Genomic DNA, 19,951 nt, shown 5'->3' on the forward strand with positions numbered 1-19,951 from the left:
TATTATATGAAATCTTGTGAAATTGGACAACAAGGAGAATCTGCAGCTGCATTATTCCTATATAATAAAGGGATGAGTATTTTAGAACGTAATTGGAGAAAAGGTAGATTTGAAATTGATTTAGTTTGTCAAGATATCAAAACATTGGTATTTGTTGAAGTCAGAACTAGAAAAGCAAAAGGAATGCTACTACCTGAACAAACATTAACTATATCTAAACGTTGTAATATTATTCATAGCGCTCAGTTATATCTTATGGATAAAAAAGATTGGAGTATGCCTTGTCGATTTGATGTAATTTGTATTATATCAAAAAAAACAACCCTAGAATTGGAACACTATAAAAATGTCTTTGAATTCTACGAAATTATGGATAGTAGCAACACCTCTTGGCAACCCTGGTGATTTGTCTATTCGTGCAAAATCTGTATTAGAATCTGTTGATATTGTCCTTGCTGAAGATACAAGACGTGCTGGATTGCTTTGTCAGCATTGTAATATAGTAGTTAAAAAATTTCTTAGTTTTCATGATCATAACGAAGAAAAAAAACTTAAACCTCTTCTTACAATGTTATCTAGTGGGAAAACGTTAGCCTTAATTTCTGATGCAGGTATGCCAATTATAAGTGATCCTGGATATTGTTTAGTAAATGCCTGTAGAAAAGCTTCAATACCAGTTTCAGTAGTTCCAGGTCCTTCAGCACCAATAACTGCTCTTGTAGGTTCTGGAATTATACCACATCCTTTTACATTTTTAGGATTTTTGCCTAGAGATTTCATAGAACAAGAAAAAATTTTTTCTTCATTTATTATGCTGTCACACACACTCGTTTTTTTTGAACGTAAAAATCGATTAATTAATACATTAAAAAATGCTTATACAGTCCTTGGTAATAGAGAAGTATGTATTGCTCGAGAGCTTACCAAACTACATGAAGAATTTCTTTTTTTTAACCTTGGAGAAGAAGTTACATTTAAAAACTTACTAGGTGAACTTACTGTTATTATTAGTCCTCCAAAAGAAAAACATATAACAGAACACAGCATATTATATAAAATAATAACAGAAGAAAAAAAATATGGTGGGACAGCTCGTGAAGTTGCTAAAAGAGTACAAACACGTACAATGGGCTGGACGACAAAGCAGATTTACAGCATCATTACATCAAGGAGCTAATAATGTCTGCTAAAAAAAATAGTCATCTTGTATTTGAAAATAGAAAAGCTAGACATCTTTATGATCTTCTTGATTTTCTTGAAGCAGGAATTGTTCTTACAGGCCCTGAAGTAAAAAGTTTACGATCAGGCCATGCAAGTTTTCAAGATAGTTATGTCGACTTTAAACAAGGTGAAGGATATATTGTAGGACTTCATATCCCTCCATATAATAATGCAGGTTATGTTATACAAAATCCTGATAGACCTCGAAAGTTACTTTTACATCGGCAAGAGTTGAAGATGTTAGCTTCAAAAGTAGAGCAAAAAGGACTTACAATAGTACCATTAAAGCTATACTTTAAAAATAGAAAAGTAAAAACAGAAATTGCATTGGCTAAAGGACGAAAGTTATATGATCATCGTAACGAACTAAAAAAACGTGCAGAAGCTATGGATATTAAACGTGAGTTAGCTGCTCGTCATTTATAAATTGGAAGTAAGGAGTTTTCATGAGTAGTGAAGCAGAAAAAATTATTTATTCTATGATTCATGTTTCCAAACGTCATGGGCAACGTGAAGTATTAAAAGATATATCTCTTTCATATTTTTATGGAGCTAAAATTGGTGTACTTGGACTCAATGGTTCTGGTAAATCATCCTTACTAAAAATTCTTGCTGGAGTAGATCAGTCATTTGAAGGAGAAACAGTTTTATCTCCAGGTTATACTATTGGATACCTTGAACAAGAGCCACTTATAGATGAAACACGTACAGTTCGTGAAGTAGTAGAAGAAGGAGTTCAAGAACTTGTTAATCTAATTAAAGAATTTGAATCTATTAATGCAAAGTTTGCTGAGCCAATGGAACCAGAGGAAATGGATGCCCTTATTGAAAAACAAGGTAAAGTCCAAGAACTTATGGATGCAAAAGGAGCATGGGATCTTGACTCAAAACTAGAAATGGCTATGGATGCATTACGTTGTCCTCCAGGAGATACACCTGTTTCTGTTCTTTCAGGGGGAGAACGTCGTAGAGTAGCACTATGTAGACTATTATTACAACTTCCAGATATCCTCTTACTTGATGAACCTACAAACCATTTAGATGCTGAATCAGTTGCCTGGCTTGAACATTTTTTACAAACTTTTCCAGGTACAGTTATTGCTGTTACACATGATCGCTATTTTCTTGATAATGTTGCAGGATGGATACTTGAACTTGATAGAGGTAAAGGAATCCCATGGAAAGGAAATTATTCTTCCTGGTTAGAACAAAAAGAAAAACGACTAGCAAAAGAAGCAAAAGCAGAAAAAGAACGAATAAAAACATTAGCACGTGAGTTAGAATGGATACGCATGTCTCCAAAAGGTCGTCAATCTAAGAGTAAGGCTAGAATTCATGCATATGAAGCTATGCTTAACCATGAAAGCGAAAAAAGAGCTCCTGATTTAGAAATTTATATCCCACCAGGACCACGTTTAGGAAAAACTGTTATTGAAGCAAGAGGTACAACAAAAAGTTTTGGAGATCGTCTCCTTATTGAAGATGCACATTTTATTATCCCTTCTGGCGCAATAGTTGGTATTATTGGTCCCAATGGAGCTGGTAAAACAACTCTTTTCAAAATGATTGCAGGGTTAGAAAAACCAGATACTGGTGAGTTTCTTATAGGGGATACAGTAGTATTAAGTTATGTAGATCAAAATCGTGAATCATTACTACCAGGTAAAACAGTATATGATATTATTAGTGGTGGCCAAGAAGTTATTAGACTTGGAAATCGTGACATAAATGCTCGTGCCTATTGTTCACGTTTTAATTTTATAGGTTCAGATCAACAAAAAAGCGTTGATGTTTTATCAGGAGGAGAACGTAATAGGGTTCACTTAGCTAATATGTTGAAGTCAGGTGCTAATGTCATTCTTCTTGATGAACCAACAAATGATCTTGATGTAAACACAATGCGTGCACTTGAAGATGGGTTAGAAAACTTTGCAGGTTGTGTATTAGTGATTAGCCATGATCGTTGGTTTCTTGATCGACTTGCTACACATATTTTAGCTTTTGAAGGTGATTCTAAGGTGTCTTTCTTTGAAGGGAATTATTCTGATTATGAAGAAGATAAAAAGAAACGTCTTGGAAAAGCTATGGAGCAACCTCATAGAATAAAATTTAGAAAATTAACACGTTAAAATAACTATAGACTCTAATTAGAGTAATAACATAACAATAAAATAAAGTTTTTTATTATAACTCTTAGAAAAAAGAAAATATTAAATTATATCTAAACTTTTTTGATTATTAGTTGTTACTCTAATAGTCTAAGTTAATGTTAAAGAATTATTTGAAGTAAAACAAGTAAGAGTTTTTAAAGAATCTATAGAGTGAACACTAATATTATTATCTATTGTAGATATATGTTCTTCCAAAATAGGAGTAACCATACGTGATAAAACACCTTTAGGGCCGACTTCTATCCATTGGCGGGTACCATCTTTCCACTGATTTGTAATAACATTAATCCAATGGACAGGTGATATCATTTGATTTAGAATAGAATCATAAATACTTTTTGTATCTACAAAGGGAGTACCTGTACTGTTAGTATAGATAGGGTATAGTGGTGTAGACCAATTCATTTTAGATAATTTTTCTGAAAATTTCTGTGAAGCTTTTTCCATAAGTGGACTATGAAAAGCTCCACTAACAGGAAGTAATACAGCACGGCCTCTTTTTTCTTTTACAAAAGAAATAGTTGCTTCTATAGCTTCTCTTGTTCCACTTACAACAAATTGGACAGGAGTATTATAGTTTGCGATTGTTATAGATTGTTGTATGTTATGAGATACATCTTTCACAATACATTCAACTTCAGTTTGGCTAAGACGAAGAATAGCAATCATTGCTCCCTGTTCACTAGGTTCTAAATTTGACATTAATTCCCCACGTAAACACACAAGTTCAAGCACTGATTCAAAGGATAAAACTTTTGCTGCTGCTAATGCACTAAACTCTCCCAAGCTATGTCCAGCCACACAACCTGGCACAAGGTGTTTAGATAATTGTTGCCAAATTGACATATTCACTACAGTTAAAGCTGGTTGCAAATATTGTGTATCTGACATCAAAGTTGTATCATTGCTTTCCCAGTACACAGCTCGGAGAGGTAGTTTACTAATAGATTCTGCTTTTTCCCAAAGGCTCATCATTTCTTTTGAAGATTCTGCTATATCACGTCCCATATTATTTTCTTGTGAGCCTTGTCCTGGAAAAAGAATTGCAATAGGATTTTTCATTATAATTACCTATAAGTGGGGTTAACTTAAAAATACTAAAAAAGAAAAAAGAAAGAATATTAAAAAAATATTAATTATAACCAATTGAACTGATTTTCATAAGTTTTTCCCAATTATGTGAAGATTGTATGTGACGAACAGTACCTGTTTTACTTCTAATAGCAATAGAGTGTGTGGTTGCACCCTGCCCATGAAACTGAACACCATGGAGAAATGAGCCTCCTGAAATACCTGTAGCAGCAAAGAAAACATCATCTGCTTTTACTAAATCATCAACTTCAAGTAGTTTTGATAAATCTATTCCAGCATTGTATAGAGACTGTTTTTCAGTTTCAGTCTGAGGATCTAGTCTTGCGATCATCCCTCCACCAATACCTTTAATTGCACAAGCCGAAAGAACACCTTCAGGAGTTCCTCCTGTTCCTATCATAAGATCTATCTCAGATCTGGGATCTACAGCTAATAGTGCACCTGCGACGTCACCATCTGTATGAAGTTGTATTCGAGCGCCTGCTGTACGAATATCTGTAATAAGTTGTTTATGCCTTGGTTTATCTAATACAAATACCGTGAGATCTTTTATATCTTTCCCAAGAGCCTTAGCAATATTTTTCAAATTTGTTTCTACAGGTGCATCTAGATCAATAACATTTTTTGCTGACTGACTCACAACTAACTTTTGCATATAAAAACTTGGACCAGGATCATACATACTTCCTGCAGGAGCAGCTCCAACTACTGCAATAGCATTTGGTCTACCAAATGCAAGGAGATTTGTTCCCTCTACAGGATCTACAGCAATATCTAAAGGGTATCCATAACCTAATCCAACTTGTTCACTATTATACAACATAGGTGCTTCATCTTTTTCACCTTCACCAATAATAATAGTCCCTATCATAGGAAGATTATTAAAAGAAAGACGCATAGCATCAACTGCTGCTTTATCACCGGCATTTTTATCTCCTCTTCCTAGCCAACGAGCAGCAGAAATAGCCGCAGCCTCTGTCACTCTGACAAGATCAAAGGCTAAATTACGCTCTAGTGTTTCTATAGATGACATCATTTTTCTCCACGATAAGATAACTGTTGCAAAACAAATATACATAAAAAGATTACATGAGAGATATATGATATTCAAGAAAAAGATCTTTTAAAAAATAATATACAAAAACACATTATTATTCACTGCTTAAAGATAATTATTATATAGTAATTGCTTTACATTTATATTGAATACGATAAATATATTTCTCACTATTTTTTGATATACATAGAGGATATATGAGAGCTGAGCAATATTTGAAGACATGTTTAGAATGTACTATAAAAAAACTAGGTTATACCTGGCCTAAAAAAGCAGTTATAGAAATCCCCCAAAATACATTGCATGGCGATCTTGCTACAAATATTGCTTTAGTCCTTGCAAACAATATAGGAATAAATCCAAAAAATATTGCTGAAAAAATTGCTGAAAAGTTGCAGCAAGAAAGTACCTCATTTTCTTCTGTATCTGTTGCAGGACCAGGTTTTCTAAATATTACATTTTCTCCAACTTTTTGGCAAAAAACTATTAATCATATCCTCTCTAAAGGAAGTAGTTATGGCTCTTGCCAATTAGGAAATAAACAGAAAGTACTTATTGAATATGTTTCTGCAAATCCTACAGGCCCTTTACATATAGGGCATGGAAGAGGTGCTGCAATAGGAGATACCCTTGCACGTCTTCTACGCTTCACTGGATATAATGTTACTACAGAATATTATATCAATGATGCAGGAAGGCAAATGCAATTACTAGGGTTATCTATTTGGCTAAGAATTAAAGAGCTTAGTGGGATACAAGTTACATGGCCAGAAGAATATTATAAAGGAACGTATATTATTGAAATTGCAAAAGCATTATTAGAAGAGCAGCCTGATATCATCTCATATACAGATATAGATGGTGAGCAGGCTAGTTTTCACTTTGGTATGAATGTAATACTTAACGGTATTAAACAAGATCTTAAAACATTTAAAGTAGAACATGAAGAATGGTTTTCAGAACGTACATTAATAAAAACAAATGCTATTGAACAAACTCTTAAAGCTTTAGAGTGTACAGGACTTACATTCGAAAAAGAAGGTGCTCTTTGGTTCCAATCTACTGTTTTTGGTGATGATAAAGATAGAGTCCTTCGTAAATCAGACAAATCGCTAACTTATTTTGCATTAGATATTGCTTATCATTACACAAAGTATAATAGAGGATTTGATAGAATCATAGATATATTAGGTGCAGATCACCATGGATATATTGCTCGTATTAAAGCTGCAATGCAAGCTTTTGGACATGATCCAATGACATTTGATATTATACTTATTCAACTTGTAAGTTTATTAGAAAATGGTATTCAAGTAGCAATGTCTACAAGGGCTGGGCAATTTGAAAAACTTATTGATGTAATAAATGAAGTTGGCGTAGATGCAGCAAGATTTATGTTTCTTCTACGTAAAAGTGATGCTCATCTTGATTTTGATCTTGAATTAGTAAAACAACGTACAATGAACAATCCTGTTTATTATGTACAATATGCTTATGCTCGTATCTGTTCTATTATAAGAAAAGCTCATGACCTTGGCTTTACTATTACTGATGTAAATGAAGTTCCCTTATCAAATATTACTACAAAAGATGAACTCAACTTATTACGCCTATTAGATAAGTTTGAAGATGTCATTTATAATGCTGCACAACACCTTGCCCCTCACTATATTACACATTATCTTATGGAACTTGCAGGAGAACTTCATAGTTATTATGCAAAATATCCTGTATTACAATCTAATGAAAAGACTATAGTTCTTTCTCGTCTTGCATTACTACAAGCTGTTGGACAAGTTATTTATAATGCGCTTAATATTCTTGGTGTAACAGCTCCTAAAAATATGTAACTACCTATGTCATATAAACCAATATCCAAAAAAATAGTAAGACCAAAAAAGTATAGTTCTCACACGACACCTACTTGTTTCTCTTTTTCGATTAGTATTCCAGGATTATGTGTAATACTTTTTATAAGTATTATGGCATTAAGCTGGAGCTTTGTTTTTGGAATACTCATAGGAAGAGGGTACAGCCCTAACCATAATCTTTCTGAAATTAATCAACTCATCAATGATACATCATCTGAGAACCAAATTGAAAAACAGCCTATTTTAAAGCCAGAAAATCTACGTTTCATGCATGAACTCAAACAAGATAATAATCCTACTCTATATAATAAAGAAGAAAAAAAAATACATAATTTATCTCAAGAAATAGATACAAATCTTCAACATAGTCAAATACCTTCTTCACACCCACACCAAGACCTTAAACAAAAAAAAGATATATCTTCTGAAACAAAAAATATACAAAAAAATATTAATACAAAAGAGCAAGTTCAACAAATAACATCTCAAAATGATTTAATGATATATAGTTTTGTTTTTCAAGTAGCTTCATTTAAGAAAAAAATTCAAGCAGAAAATTTACGAGAAAAACTCGAAGAAGAGGGTTTTCGCACACAACTAGTAACAACAAACGATGAAAAAGGTAATATACGTTGGTATCATGTCAGGGTACTCTTGAGAGGAGTGATCAGTGATGCTATAATAGCCAAAGATACCTTTACTCAATTAAAACTTAAAGATACAAAAATTATTTCTCAGGAGCCAACCGGAAGACATCGCTAAGTCACCTGGAGCACATATGTTAATGGTATTTAATCAATTAGTTATATTGCTTGGTCAATGGACTATCAGTATTTGTATAACACTTGGAGAAATATTTTTATTTCTACTTGAAGGGTTCCGTCAAATATTTATTACACCAAAATTATGCTCAAAAGCCATTAGACAAATTTATGTTATTGGAACTAAATCACTTTTTGTCATTTCTCTTATAGGATTATTTACAGGCATGGTTCTTGGACTTCAAGGATATTATGTTCTTATAAAATTTGGATCTGTCGGTTTTTTGGGTTCAGCTGTATCTTTAACACTTATTCGAGAATTAGGTCCTGTTTTAACAGCCATTATGATAATAGCTCGAGCAGGCTCTTCAATGACAGCAGAGATAGGTGTTATGCGTATTACAGATCAAATTGATGCACTTGAAGTGATGGATATACCAGGGATAGGATATTTAGTTTCGCCTCGCATTGTTGCCTCACTCATATCATTTCCTCTTCTTACAGCTGTATTTGATGTTATAGGTATAATTGGAGGATATCTTACAGGAGTATGCTTACTAGGTGTAAATGAAGGTGCATATTTTTCAAGTATTGAATCAAGTACAACTTTATCTGATATTAATGAAGGTTCTATTAAAGCATTAACTTTTGCTATACTTGTTATTCTTATTTGTTGTTATAAAGGTTATAATGCTCATCGACGTCGAGATGGTAGAGGTCCAGAAGCTGTTGCTAATGCTACTACCTCTGCTGTAGTTGTATCATGTGTACTAGTTTTAATTGCTGATTATGTTGTTACCTCAGCAATGTTACGTTAAGGATAAAAATCAATGCCACATATACGTACAGCTTGGGATATCCGTTTAGAACACCTCTACTTAGGTTATGAAAACAAAGCAATACTTCATAATATTAATACAGTGATTCCTGGTGGTAAAATAACATTTGTATTAGGTGAATCTGGCTGTGGGAAATCAACCTTACTCCGACATATTATTGGATTAGCTAAACCTATTTCAGGTAAAATTCTTTATGGAGGCCAAGACTTATTTTCTCTTCCTACAAAACAGTTTAGAAGTATCAGACGACGTTTTGGTGTACTATTTCAAGATGGAGCACTCTTAGGAGCCTTAACACTTGCTGAAAATGTTGGCCTTCCATTGTCTGAAAATACAAACCTCCCTCCAACTATTATTAGAGAAACTGTTATTCGAACACTGAGTTTAGTAGGATTAGAAAAGTTTGCAGATTTCTTCCCTAATGAATTATCAGGAGGAATGAAAAAACGTGGTGGACTAGCCAGGGCAATTGTCACAGAACCTCCAATTCTTTTTTGTGATGAACCAACTTCAGGATTAGATCCTATAAATTCAGCACAAATGGATCAGCTTTTAATTGGTATGAAAACCCAATATCCTGAAATGACATTATTGGTTGTTAGTCATGATCTTGCTAGTGTTTCTAGAATTGCTGAGCATATTTTATTTATTAAAGATGGAGCAATAATTTTTTCTGGTTCATACCCAGAACTAAAAAGTTCAAAAGATCCATACTTACAAAGATTTATAGATCGTAAACCTGAAAAGGAAAGTATTCGTGTAGAAGCTTCCCCTATTAACCCTGCTGTGCGTGTGGCCCTTAACGCTTGGCTTGAAGAGTAGATAAAAGGATTACATATGGTAATTTCAAAAGAAGCTGCAGTTGGTTTTTTTGTTTTAATAGGTTTAATTTGTTTAGGATATTTGACTATTAAGCTTGGCAAAATGGAACTTTTTAACTCTGATGGTTATTCAGTTTTTGCAACGTTTACATCTGTTTCTGGGCTAAAACCAGGAGCTGAAGTAGATATTGCAGGTGTAAAAGTTGGACGAGTAAAATCTATACGACTTGATAATAAATTGCCAAGAGCTATAGTTGAACTTAATGTCAATAACAATATCCATCTTACAGATGATGCTATTGCCTCTGTGAAAACAAGTGGATTAATTGGCGATAAATATATCAGCATTTCACCTGGAGGTACAGGAGAACCACTTAAAAATGGTGATGAAATAATGGATACAGAGTCATCAGTCGATCTTGAATCATTAATAAGTAAATATATTTTTGGGAAGGTATAACTATATGTCAATACAAAAAACTTTCTTTAACTTTATATTTTTCTTTTTAATACTACTTATTTTTTCAAATCAAGCAGTTGCAACAGGTCCGACAAAAACTATTGAAACTTCCGTAAATGACGTGATTAATTATCTTAAGGATCCATCATACTCTAATCCTCAAACACATCTCCAAGTAAGGAATAAAATTGAAAATGAAGTAAGAAAAGTATTTGATTTTAGTGAATTTTCACTACGTACTGTGGGTTTAAATTGGAACTCATTCACAACTTCACAACAAGAACGGTTCAATAATGCGTTCTCTGATCTTTTACTTGCCACATATCTTGATAAGATTGATGGATATAATGGAGAAAAAGTAACATATACAAATGAACTTATTTCTTCTAAAGGAGACCGAGCAGAAGTCCAAACAGTCATTAATTTATCTGATGGTAGAACAATACCTGTTGTATATAGAATGATGTCAAAAAAGAATACTTGGGTTGTTTATGATGTAATTATTGAAAATATTAGTTTAATAAAAAATTATAGAGCACAATTCCAAGATATTCTTATGAAAAATAAACCTGAAGAACTCATTCAAAAAGTTGAGGCACGAGCAAAAGAACTTCACAATGCAGCATCAGTAGGAAATAGTAAGTTAGGACAATAAATGTTCTCACAACAACTACGAACCTATGATTTTATCATTTTTATTATAATCATAATGATTATAATACATTTTTTTTGCTTACCAGCACATGCAAAACATCTCCCTCCAATAGAGAATAAAAGTTCACAATCTCAAGAACTACAATCAAAACCAGGATGCAAACCTTCAACATCTTCAAAAATAAAACTGAGTGATAGTGACTTTGAAGATTATGGTATATTTGAAGACTATGATGAACTTTGCGATAAACCAATAAAAGACCCTTTAGAACCTTGGAATCGTTTTTGGTTCTATTTTAATGATTTCTTCTACTTACGAATTACCAAGCCACTATATAAAGGGTATGAAGTTATTACTCCTGAATCGTTCCGTCAAGGTTTTAAAAATGTTTTATATAATCTCCAAACTCCTATCAGATTGTTTAATAGCCTATTACAAGGAAAAATTGGACAAGCTTGGATTGAACTAGGAAAATTTATGGTTAATTCGACTATAGGTTTTGGTGGATTTATTAATATAACACAAAAAGATAAACCACTTATTCCTATAGATCCTGATACTGCTGACTTTGGTCATACTCTTGCTATATGGGGATTTGGAGAAGGAATCTACCTTATTTGGCCTATACTTGGACCAAGTACAATTCGTGATACTTTTGGTACTATAGGAGATGCAGCTGTAGGTCCTTTTGCATGGTTTGTAAAACCAATAGGTATTGTTCCTCTAGAATATGGACTCACAACTGAACTCTTTTTAACTTTTAACAAAGTTAACACAGTTATTGATTCTTATGAAAGCATTACAAAAAGTGCTATTGAACCATATGTTGCTCTTAGAGATGCATATGTAAAATATAGAAGGCTAAATAATGGATGTATATGCCGTGTTCAACCTTAATAATTCATAATAATATTTAATTAGTGTTACTCACTGTGGTAACTACATAGGGAAAGTTTGTAAAAATATTTTTAATAACCAATCGCCAACGATATTGGAGTGCTTTTCTTTTGGGACAATATGTAAAAGAATAGACAGTCTCATTAGTTGACTTATTTTCTGATATTTTTTCTGGAGTGATTGTAGCAACCTCTAGAGGAATAAATGGACAGTCGTCACAGTAGCCAAAATCTTCAAGTTCAGGGGGAATAGAAGGTATGCTACTGGGTTGAAGTTCTAAAGAAAAAGAACGTATATTTTTTACAGCCCCTTTCATAGCAACAACAATTCTTAAACAGCTATCTGTTGCAAAAGTTACTTCAGCATGACTCCATGTAAATAGATTCTGCTGATCTTGAGGGACTGGCTTACTTTCTTTACCACAAGAAAAACAAAATAAACTAAGAAAAAGTAAAACTAGAGACAATTGCTTATGTTGCATGTGTCGTTCCATATAATAATTTCCATTCAACTAAAGATTTAAGTGCATCTAATGGTGTAAGTGTCTCTGGATTCATTTCTTTTAATAAGGTGACAACAGGATGTTCAACTACCTTAACATCCTGTTTGCTTAGTTCTTCATTAGCATTTTGTACTACACCAGGTAACAAATTCAGTAAGGAGCGGGGTTGTTGGTGTGTTTGTTCTAATTGAGTTAAAATAATTTTTGCCCTTTGGATAACTGACTGAGGTACTCCTGCAAGTCTAGCAACCTCGATACCATAACTTCTATCTGCAGGGCCAGGGATCAATCTATATAAAAAAACAAGTTCATCATTCCAATGACGAATAGCTATAGTCATTGTATGAACACCTGTTAATTTTTCTTCAAGTGCAGTTAACTCGTGATAATGTGTTGCAAATAATGTACGGACACCATCATGATCTTTACAAACTAAGTCTTCTGCAACAGCCCATGCAAGTGCAAGCCCATCAAAAGTACTAGTTCCTCTACCAATTTCATCAAGAATAACTAAGCTTCTTGACGTTGCTTGTCTAAGAATTCTTGCTGTCTCCATCATTTCAACCATAAATGTACTTTGTCCTCTAGCAAGATTATCTGAAGCACCAACACGAGAAAAAATTCTATCACATATACCAATCTGTGCCTCTGTAGCAGGAACAAAGGATCCCATATGAGCTAATAAACAAATAATTGCTGTTTGACGCAGCACAGTAGATTTACCAGCCATATTAGGACCAGTAATCAAAAGCATTCTTCTTGTTTCATCCATAACAAGATCATTAGGAACAAAAACGGATTTACCAATAATAGATTCAATAACAGGATGTCTACCTTCACGAATAAAAATATTATTATTAGTTAATAAGGTAGGCTTATTCCAATTATGTCGTATAGCTACATCTGCCAAAGATTGCCATAAATCAAGTTGAGCTATAAGACTTGCCATAAAAAGTATTCTTGGACGGATAGAAACAAGTTCCTCACGTAATTTTTGAAATAGTTTATACTCAAGTGTATTACGTTTTTCTGTTGCTGAAAGAAGTCGCTCCTCCAAATCTTTCAGTTCTTCTGTAGTATAACGCTCTGCATTAGCTAACGTTTGACGTCTGACAAAGTGAGAGGGTGGGGTGCCTGCAGACTTTGTGAGTTCAAAATAATACCCAAAAACACGATTAAATCCTATTTTAAGTCTTGGTAAATTATTTACCTTCTGCTCTTTTTCAAGTAAAGCTTGAAGTTTTGATTCTCCATGTTCTAATAAATCCATAAGTTCATCAAGTTCAGCATTAAAACCTAACTTAAATAACCCACCTTCAACAATAGAATTAGGTGGATTTTCATCAAGAGCTTTATCAAGTTTTTCAGCATAGTCAGATATATTATCCCACTTTGTTAATAATTGTCTTAAAATTGTTGGCATTGTGGATAAGATAGATTCATCTATCGTAATATATCTATTATCTTTAACATTTATTTCTACTATTAATGCATCCTTAACTCTTGGTAAGATAAGAAGTGTATTTTTTAATGCAAGGAGATCTTTTGGAGATGTACGATTTAATACAATACGAGTAGATAATCTTTCTAGATCATAGATAGCTTTCAATGCGTCTTGAAGTTTCTTCATATTTTCTTTATATAATATTAGCCATTCCAATACACTTTGATTTTCTAAAATAGTTGTAATATCTCTCCAGGGGTGATGAAGTCGTTCCTCAAGAAGTCTCCCCCCCATAGGGGTCAAAGTATGATCTAAAACATGAATAAGTGTACCAACTCCCTTTTTTCCATTAACTCTTTTGAAAAGTTCAAGATTTTTTTCTGTTATTTCATCAAGAATAACATATTTCCCAATATCTAAAGGTTTAAAAGGCATTAAATGATTTACATCTTGTAACTGTGTTTGTTCAAGATAAGCAACTAATGCTCCACAAGCTTGAACAAGTATTGTATGCTTTTCAAGACCAAGTGCTTCTAAGTCAGCAACACCCTGAGCTTGTAAAAGTCTTTTTACTGCTTGTGGATATTCAAAATGAGTTTTATACGGTAGTGGAACAAATTGTATTTCTATAAGCTTTGCTGTAGCAGGAAGTTCATATTTTTCAGGAAATAAAAGCTCCTTAGGAAGTATTTTTTGTATCCACTGCCAAAGCTCAGATTTTTTCTTTACTTGTATACCAGTCCATAATCCTGTAGAAACATCTGCCCAACAAAATGCACCAATATTAACCTCCTCATCCCAATACATTGCTCCTAAATATGTATGTGTTTTAGGATCTAAACTTGTTTCTTCTGTAGTTGTAGCAGAAGTGAAAACTCTTGTAACTTTCCGTTGAACAAGTCCTTTTGATTCACGAAAATCTTCTGTTTGCTCACAAAGAGCAACTTTATATCCTTTCTGAATAAGTTGATGAATATAACTATCTGCTGCATGCCATGGAACACCACACATAGGAACAGGATTTTCAGCACGAGGATTTCTTGCTGTAAGAGCTATTTGTAACTCCCTTGCTGCAGTTTCAGCATCTTCAAAGAAAAGTTCGTAAAAATCTCCCATTCTATAAAAAAGTAATGTGTCTGGATAATTACTTTTTATACTAAGATATTGCTCTAACATTGGTGTTATACGGTGAGATGATTCATTCATAGTCTTAAGTCAGATTGGATAAATAAAGATTAAATACTAATAAAAAATAAGCCTAGTTACAATATGGAGGATAATAATCAATTTTCTAAAAATGATTGCTCTAATTCTTTATTTTGTGTTTCATAGTTATTTTTTTCTTTAGTTATATGTTCAATATCTTTTTCTAGGGTCCGAATACGTATGTTTGCAAGTGCAAGATGAGCAGAAAGTCTTAAACGATCCCAAACAAGAAGTGCAAGAGTAACAAGAGAACCAATTAAAAAACAGATAAGGAGTAATGCATAAATGCTTATTGGTTTAGAGAGCATAGGTTCAATAAAAAAAAGGTCTAGAGTAAGAGGTATAACTTGAGAAAGAGCAGACTGATTTTGGACAAAAAACATCATAACCAAAAAAAAGATTATAATTGCCAGAAAAACTTTCACGTACTTCATGTAGTAGCTCCTTGAAAACGTTAAAGTGATATCGTAGAAAAGAGTGGTTTAAGTTTATTATAAGTAGAAGTAATGTGTTCAGAAATAATCTTTGTTTCACTAAGTACAGCCATAAATGAAGAATCTCCAACCCATCGAGGAAGAACATGAAAGTGTAGATGATCACAAATACCAGCGCCTGCTGCCTCACCAAGATTTAAGCCAATATTAACTCCTTGAGGACAAAATTTTTCTCTAAGAATTCTTGTACATTGTTTTAACAAAAACATAAGTTCATATGACTCCTCATCTGTGAGTAACTCAAATTCACTTATATGGCGTAAAGGTGCTATAAGAACATGTCCATTAATATAAGGAAATTTATTCATCATAACAAAAGTATTAATTCCCCTATACAGTATTAAATATTTTTCATCGTCAGATACACTTATATCTGATATACAAAAAACACACTTATCTTCTTTCTTACGCGAAATATATTCAGATCGCCAAGGAGCCCATAGAGGTTGCATTATATGCATCCTTATTTTTTATTTTATTTAAATAATAATAATAATATACATGAATGCGTTTCACAGCAAGTTTTGTCTATATAACACCTTAAAATTAAATAATAAATATCATTAATCTTCGTCAATAACTAAGATAAATTATACCTCAAACAAAGATAGTCTAATTCATCTTCTTTTGTATGTACATTGCCATCAAGTTTTTGTTTAAGAACGTCTTCTAAAATAACTTTATATTGGGGGCCTGGTACAAGTCCAAGTTTTTTTAAATCATTTCCAGTAATATATGGCTTAATAAATCTCCATAATGAGATATATTGAGAAATAAAGTAGGTTACAGAGGAGGAATAAGAAAAAGCTTGAAGAAAAAGTAATACTTCTAAAGTTAGCTTAGAAAGTAAAGTAAATATAGTAGAAACTGGTCCTTCTTTTTCAATTTTCTTTTCATGTAAAAGGCAACAAAGAGTACTATCCATGTCTTGAGCCATAGAAAGAGTTAAAGCTATTTTTTTTTGATATGCTGATTCTACTCCTATCTTTTGGAGCAGAGCTATAATTTGTTCTTGTGAAAGAGAAGAACACATAGCTGTGAGATAAATAATCATTATATCTGGCTGATTTTCAGTCAAATTCAAGGAATGATACCATTGTAATATGTTGGAAATGTTATAAAAAAGTGTCTTTTGTTTTGACGTAAGAGAAAAACGTTTATCTATTGCTGTTAATACACCAAGTTCATCCATTCGAATAATACAAGCATCAGGTTTATTTTCTTTAAAAATCATTTCAAACTCATGTAGCAACCTTTGACCAAAGATTTTTTCTATTACATTACACTTTAAGGCATAATGCATATATTTTTCTGTTTGCTGGCTTATCCTAAATTGATAGCGCTGTTCAAAACGAATAGCTCTAATAATCCGTGTAGGATCTTCTATAAAACTTAAAGAATGAATGACATCAATAGATTTATTCTGAATAGCTTTTTGTCCATGGAAATGATCAATAAGCCTTCCAAAATATTTTTGGTTAAGTTGAAGAGCCATTGCATTTATAGTAATGTCTCTTCTGAAAAGATCTTGCTCAATGGATGTAGGCTCAACTAAAGGAAGAGCTCCAGGCATAGCATAATATTCAAGGCGTGCTGTAGCTATATCAATAGAGCACTCCTTCTCAGATGTAAAAGGATACCTCACATTAGCAGTCATAAGGTTATTATGGGTATAACCTACAACCCCTTTAAGCTTTTTAGCTAATGCCTCAGCAAAAGAAAGAGATTCACCTTCAACGACAATATCTATATCTGTTTTTTCTACTATAGATAAATTATTAAGTAAGATATCTCGAACAACCCCTCCAACTACGTATACATTCACATGCAAAAAATCACCCAATTTTCCTACCTCACTTAATAACTTGAATAAGGTAGTAGAAAGATTTGATTGAAGTAACGTTAACATGTCTAGATAACATAGGTGTTCATCTATAGAAGTTTCTTCAAATAAATTACTTTTATCTATCTGAGACAACCTTAAAAGCCTTACTTTATCTATAGTAGTAGCCACTATATTATTTTCAATAATAGGGATAATCGGCTGTTGAGTCTCAGTAAAAATAGTAAAAAGTTCTTCAATTGATGTTGTTGGCGTGGCTGTGATGATATTACTATTCATAAATTCCTTCACAGGTTGATCGCCTAATCCATAAGAAATAGCTTTTGAGACTGTAATATTATCAATATACCCTATACATTGTTTTGTTTGATTATGAAAGATGAGTATAGTATCAAGTGAATAGTCAAACATGACTTGTTTAACTTTTGAAAGAGATACACACTCTTCAAGACCTATAGGTGAATAAGGTATAGTTACTTCCATAGGATTATCCAACATAGCTAAGAGAGTTGAAGATAGCATTGGCTCAAATTATATACATAACCTATATTAACTATAGATGTATTAGAAATATTGATCATGTAGTTATCTCACTAGAGACATAATTTGAACGGGGGTGAAACATACTATGGATATATTTTAAACGATCTGACTGTACATGTGTATATAGCTCAGTTGCACTCATATCTACATGGCCAAGAAGTAGTTGGACAGATCTCAAGTCAGCACCTCCTTCAAGAAGATGGGTTGCAAATGTATGTCTAAATGTATGAGGAGATATTGACTTATTGATACTAGCTAATAATGCATAACGTTTGATAATTTTCCAAATAGCTTGTCTTGTAAGTCCTTTCCCAGATCTATTTAGAAAAAGAAACTTTTCTATAGGAGTAAACATAGGACGAATTTTTTGGACATAATGAATAAGAAGTTTCATAGCAGAAGAGTGTAGTGGAATGTATCGTTCTTTACCTCCTTTACCAAAAACTTTGATAATGCCTTTGTCTTGATCAAAATCTAATACATGAACTCCTATTAACTCAGATACTCGTATTCCCGAAGCATAAAGAAGTTCAAGAATAACTTTATCTCTAAATCCCAATTTATTTGTTATATCAGGTGTAGTAAGAAGCCTTAACATTTCATCTTGAGACAATATGTTAGGTAAAAGAGATGGTAGCTTTGGTCCATCAATAAGCAGAGCAGGGTTTGACAAAAGAATATCTTCTTCAACACACCAATGAAAAAAATTTCTTATAGAAGAAAGTCTTCTTGCTAGTGTTCTAGAGGAGTCTCCACGTTTTCGTAACCATATAATAAATAACATAATATATTCGTCATCAATAGAGTTAAAGTTACATCCAGCATCTTGAAAAAATAAATAAAAAACATCAATATCTTGTTTATAAGCTTGGATTGTATTATGAGAAAGGCCTCTTTCACTGATAAGCTTATCAAGCCATTTCCAAGCAAGCTGACTAGAAAATATTGTATCCATAACTTTTACTTAGGGTATAGAAGTAACTTCAAAAATATTAAGACCTATTTGATAAAAGGGTATTATAATTAGCGTAGTTAAATAAATACATAAAGAAGTCTAAAAATATATAACCTATAAAAATAAAAACATCTAACTATATCTAGAAATGTATAACTTATTTTTGTAATATTATTTTAATTTGTTAAAATGTATGAAGAAAATACTAAAAATAAATTCTAACATGACTAACTATAAAACATCATATATAAGTCTAGGAACAAATCTAGGTAACCTTGACGACAATCTAAAAGAAGCAAGAATTAGACTAAATACTAATAACAAAATTATACTTAATAGGATATCCCCTGTCTATAACACAGAAGCCCAAGATAATTGTAATCAACCATGGTTCAAAAACCAAATCATCCAATTAGCCACAATAGATCTGACACCTCATGAACTGTTAGATATACTTCTAAATATAGAAACCAGTATGGGACGGATACGAAGCAATGATCCAGAACAACGTTATGGTCCAAGATGTATTGATTTAGATTTATTATTATACGAACAAGAAACTTATAATGATAAAAAACTTTGCTTACCTCATCCAAGAATGCTGCAACGTGCCTTTGTACTTGTTCCTCTCTATGACATTAATCCAGCACTTGCATTTCCGAATGGACAAACGCTAAAAGAGGCATTGAAAAATATTTCATATAGAGTAGAGGATAATTTTATCTACCAATAACATAACAAAAAAGGAAAAAATAGATGTTATGGAGAATTTTGCTAGTTGGATTAATAGGTTATGCACTGTATAGAATGTTTATACATGATCGTCAAAAAAAATCTAATGATTCACAAAAAAAAAAGGAACAAATGGTAGCTACTGGAGAAATGACAAAAGATCCTACTTGTGGTGCCTATGTTGATACAGAAAATACCATATCCGTACGAAATGGTGAAACTGTCTATCATTTTTGTAGTTATGACTGTAGAGATACATTTCTAAAAAAAATAGATAAGCTTCTTGAAGGTAAGGAATCCTAATAGATTAAAAATAACAATAATTATTAATAAAAAATAATAAGCTATCTATTTATTTATATTTTCTTTTTAAAGGGTGTGACTTTG

General features: G+C 32.5%; 21 protein-coding genes. 13 read left to right on the forward strand and 8 right to left on the reverse strand.

All coding sequences use genetic code 11. The features are described 5' to 3' along the window. Positions 1-6: 6 nt before the first annotated feature. From LI_RS01245 to ettA, 4 genes are read left to right on the forward strand one after another with little or no spacing between them, the layout of a single operon-like run. Positions 7-405, forward strand: coding sequence for a YraN family protein (locus LI_RS01245; RefSeq protein ID WP_011526305.1), 399 nt, complete (start codon positions 7-9; stop codon positions 403-405). Next, positions 347-1,177, forward strand: a complete 831-nt coding sequence (gene rsmI, locus LI_RS01250; RefSeq protein ID WP_011526306.1) for a 16S rRNA (cytidine(1402)-2'-O)-methyltransferase — start codon at positions 347-349, stop codon at positions 1,175-1,177. The genes LI_RS01245 and rsmI overlap by 59 nt, the downstream gene beginning before the upstream one ends. A gap of 2 nt (positions 1,178-1,179) precedes the next feature. Further along, positions 1,180-1,647 carry an SsrA-binding protein SmpB gene (gene smpB / locus LI_RS01255; protein WP_011526307.1) on the forward strand — a complete coding sequence of 156 codons (468 nt, stop codon included), beginning with the start codon at positions 1,180-1,182 and terminating at the stop codon, positions 1,645-1,647. A 20-nt stretch (positions 1,648-1,667) separates the two neighbouring features. Further along, positions 1,668-3,350 carry an energy-dependent translational throttle protein EttA gene (gene ettA, locus LI_RS01260; protein WP_011526308.1) on the forward strand — a complete coding sequence of 561 codons (1,683 nt, stop codon included), beginning with the start codon at positions 1,668-1,670 and terminating at the stop codon, positions 3,348-3,350. Between the two features lie 129 nt (positions 3,351-3,479). Here ettA and LI_RS01265 read toward each other — a convergent pair whose 3' ends face one another. Continuing rightward, positions 3,480-4,454 (reverse strand): ACP S-malonyltransferase, encoded by a 975-nt coding sequence (locus LI_RS01265; protein ID WP_015353700.1) that lies wholly within the window; start codon positions 4,452-4,454, stop codon positions 3,480-3,482. Positions 4,455-4,524: 70 nt separating this feature from the next. Further along, positions 4,525-5,520 carry a class II fructose-bisphosphatase gene (gene glpX, locus LI_RS01270; RefSeq protein ID WP_015353701.1) on the reverse strand — a complete coding sequence of 332 codons (996 nt, stop codon included), beginning with the start codon at positions 5,518-5,520 and terminating at the stop codon, positions 4,525-4,527. A gap of 218 nt (positions 5,521-5,738) precedes the next feature. Between glpX and argS the strand changes: the two genes are divergently transcribed. The 7 genes from argS to LI_RS01305 are packed head-to-tail and all read left to right on the forward strand — an operon-like array spanning position 5,739 to position 11,845. Beyond that, positions 5,739-7,391 carry an arginine--tRNA ligase gene (gene argS / locus LI_RS01275; protein ID WP_011526311.1) on the forward strand — a complete coding sequence of 551 codons (1,653 nt, stop codon included), beginning with the start codon at positions 5,739-5,741 and terminating at the stop codon, positions 7,389-7,391. A gap of 6 nt (positions 7,392-7,397) precedes the next feature. Beyond that, the gene (locus LI_RS01280) at positions 7,398-8,174 is read left to right on the forward strand and encodes an SPOR domain-containing protein (RefSeq protein WP_011526312.1); all 777 of its coding nucleotides are present in this window, start codon (positions 7,398-7,400) and stop codon (positions 8,172-8,174) included. 16 nt (positions 8,175-8,190) lie between these two features. Continuing rightward, a complete protein-coding gene (locus tag LI_RS01285) occupies positions 8,191-8,991 on the forward strand; it encodes an MlaE family ABC transporter permease (RefSeq protein ID WP_011526313.1) in 801 nt (266 codons plus the stop codon). A gap of 12 nt (positions 8,992-9,003) precedes the next feature. Beyond that, entirely contained in the window at positions 9,004-9,834 is an 831-nt protein-coding gene (locus tag LI_RS01290) for an ABC transporter ATP-binding protein (protein WP_011526314.1), read from the forward strand. Positions 9,835-9,849: 15 nt separating this feature from the next. Beyond that, positions 9,850-10,293, forward strand: coding sequence for an outer membrane lipid asymmetry maintenance protein MlaD (gene mlaD / locus LI_RS01295; RefSeq protein ID WP_011526315.1), 444 nt, complete (start codon positions 9,850-9,852; stop codon positions 10,291-10,293). Between the two features lie 4 nt (positions 10,294-10,297). Continuing rightward, entirely contained in the window at positions 10,298-10,948 is a 651-nt protein-coding gene (locus tag LI_RS01300; protein WP_011526316.1) for an MlaC/ttg2D family ABC transporter substrate-binding protein, read from the forward strand. Further along, entirely contained in the window at positions 10,949-11,845 is an 897-nt protein-coding gene (locus LI_RS01305; RefSeq protein ID WP_011526317.1) for an MlaA family lipoprotein, read from the forward strand. A gap of 16 nt (positions 11,846-11,861) precedes the next feature. Here the strand turns inward: LI_RS01305 and LI_RS01310 are convergent, their stop codons facing one another. The 6 genes from LI_RS01310 to xerD form a co-directional block, all read right to left on the reverse strand. Then, a complete protein-coding gene (locus LI_RS01310) occupies positions 11,862-12,326 on the reverse strand; it encodes a hypothetical protein (RefSeq protein ID WP_015353702.1) in 465 nt (154 codons plus the stop codon). Then, positions 12,316-14,997, reverse strand: coding sequence for a DNA mismatch repair protein MutS (mutS, locus tag LI_RS01315; protein ID WP_011526318.1), 2,682 nt, complete (start codon positions 14,995-14,997; stop codon positions 12,316-12,318). Before mutS ends, LI_RS01310 begins: the two co-directional genes overlap by 11 nt. A gap of 77 nt (positions 14,998-15,074) precedes the next feature. Beyond that, positions 15,075-15,431, reverse strand: coding sequence for a LapA family protein (locus tag LI_RS01320; RefSeq protein WP_050812170.1), 357 nt, complete (start codon positions 15,429-15,431; stop codon positions 15,075-15,077). A 20-nt stretch (positions 15,432-15,451) separates the two neighbouring features. Beyond that, on the reverse strand, positions 15,452-15,943 hold the full coding sequence (locus LI_RS01325) for an HIT family protein (protein ID WP_015353704.1): 492 nt from the start codon (positions 15,941-15,943) through the stop codon (positions 15,452-15,454). A gap of 128 nt (positions 15,944-16,071) precedes the next feature. After that, complete coding sequence (locus LI_RS01330; RefSeq protein WP_172633678.1) at positions 16,072-17,817, reverse strand: poly(A) polymerase; 1,746 nt, start codon at positions 17,815-17,817, stop codon at positions 16,072-16,074. A gap of 94 nt (positions 17,818-17,911) precedes the next feature. Then, the gene (gene xerD, locus LI_RS01335) at positions 17,912-18,832 is read right to left on the reverse strand and encodes a site-specific tyrosine recombinase XerD (RefSeq protein ID WP_011526321.1); all 921 of its coding nucleotides are present in this window, start codon (positions 18,830-18,832) and stop codon (positions 17,912-17,914) included. A gap of 223 nt (positions 18,833-19,055) precedes the next feature. Between xerD and folK the strand changes: the two genes are divergently transcribed. Then, positions 19,056-19,565 carry a 2-amino-4-hydroxy-6-hydroxymethyldihydropteridine diphosphokinase gene (gene folK, locus LI_RS01340; RefSeq protein ID WP_041817071.1) on the forward strand — a complete coding sequence of 170 codons (510 nt, stop codon included), beginning with the start codon at positions 19,056-19,058 and terminating at the stop codon, positions 19,563-19,565. A gap of 23 nt (positions 19,566-19,588) precedes the next feature. Beyond that, positions 19,589-19,867, forward strand: a complete 279-nt coding sequence (locus tag LI_RS01345; RefSeq protein WP_015353707.1) for a TRASH domain-containing protein — start codon at positions 19,589-19,591, stop codon at positions 19,865-19,867. The last annotated feature ends 84 nt before the right edge of the window (positions 19,868-19,951 follow it).

This window comes from Lawsonia intracellularis PHE/MN1-00, assembly GCF_000055945.1.
GTDB classification, from domain to species: Bacteria; Desulfobacterota; Desulfovibrionia; order Desulfovibrionales; family Desulfovibrionaceae; genus Bilophila; species Bilophila intracellularis.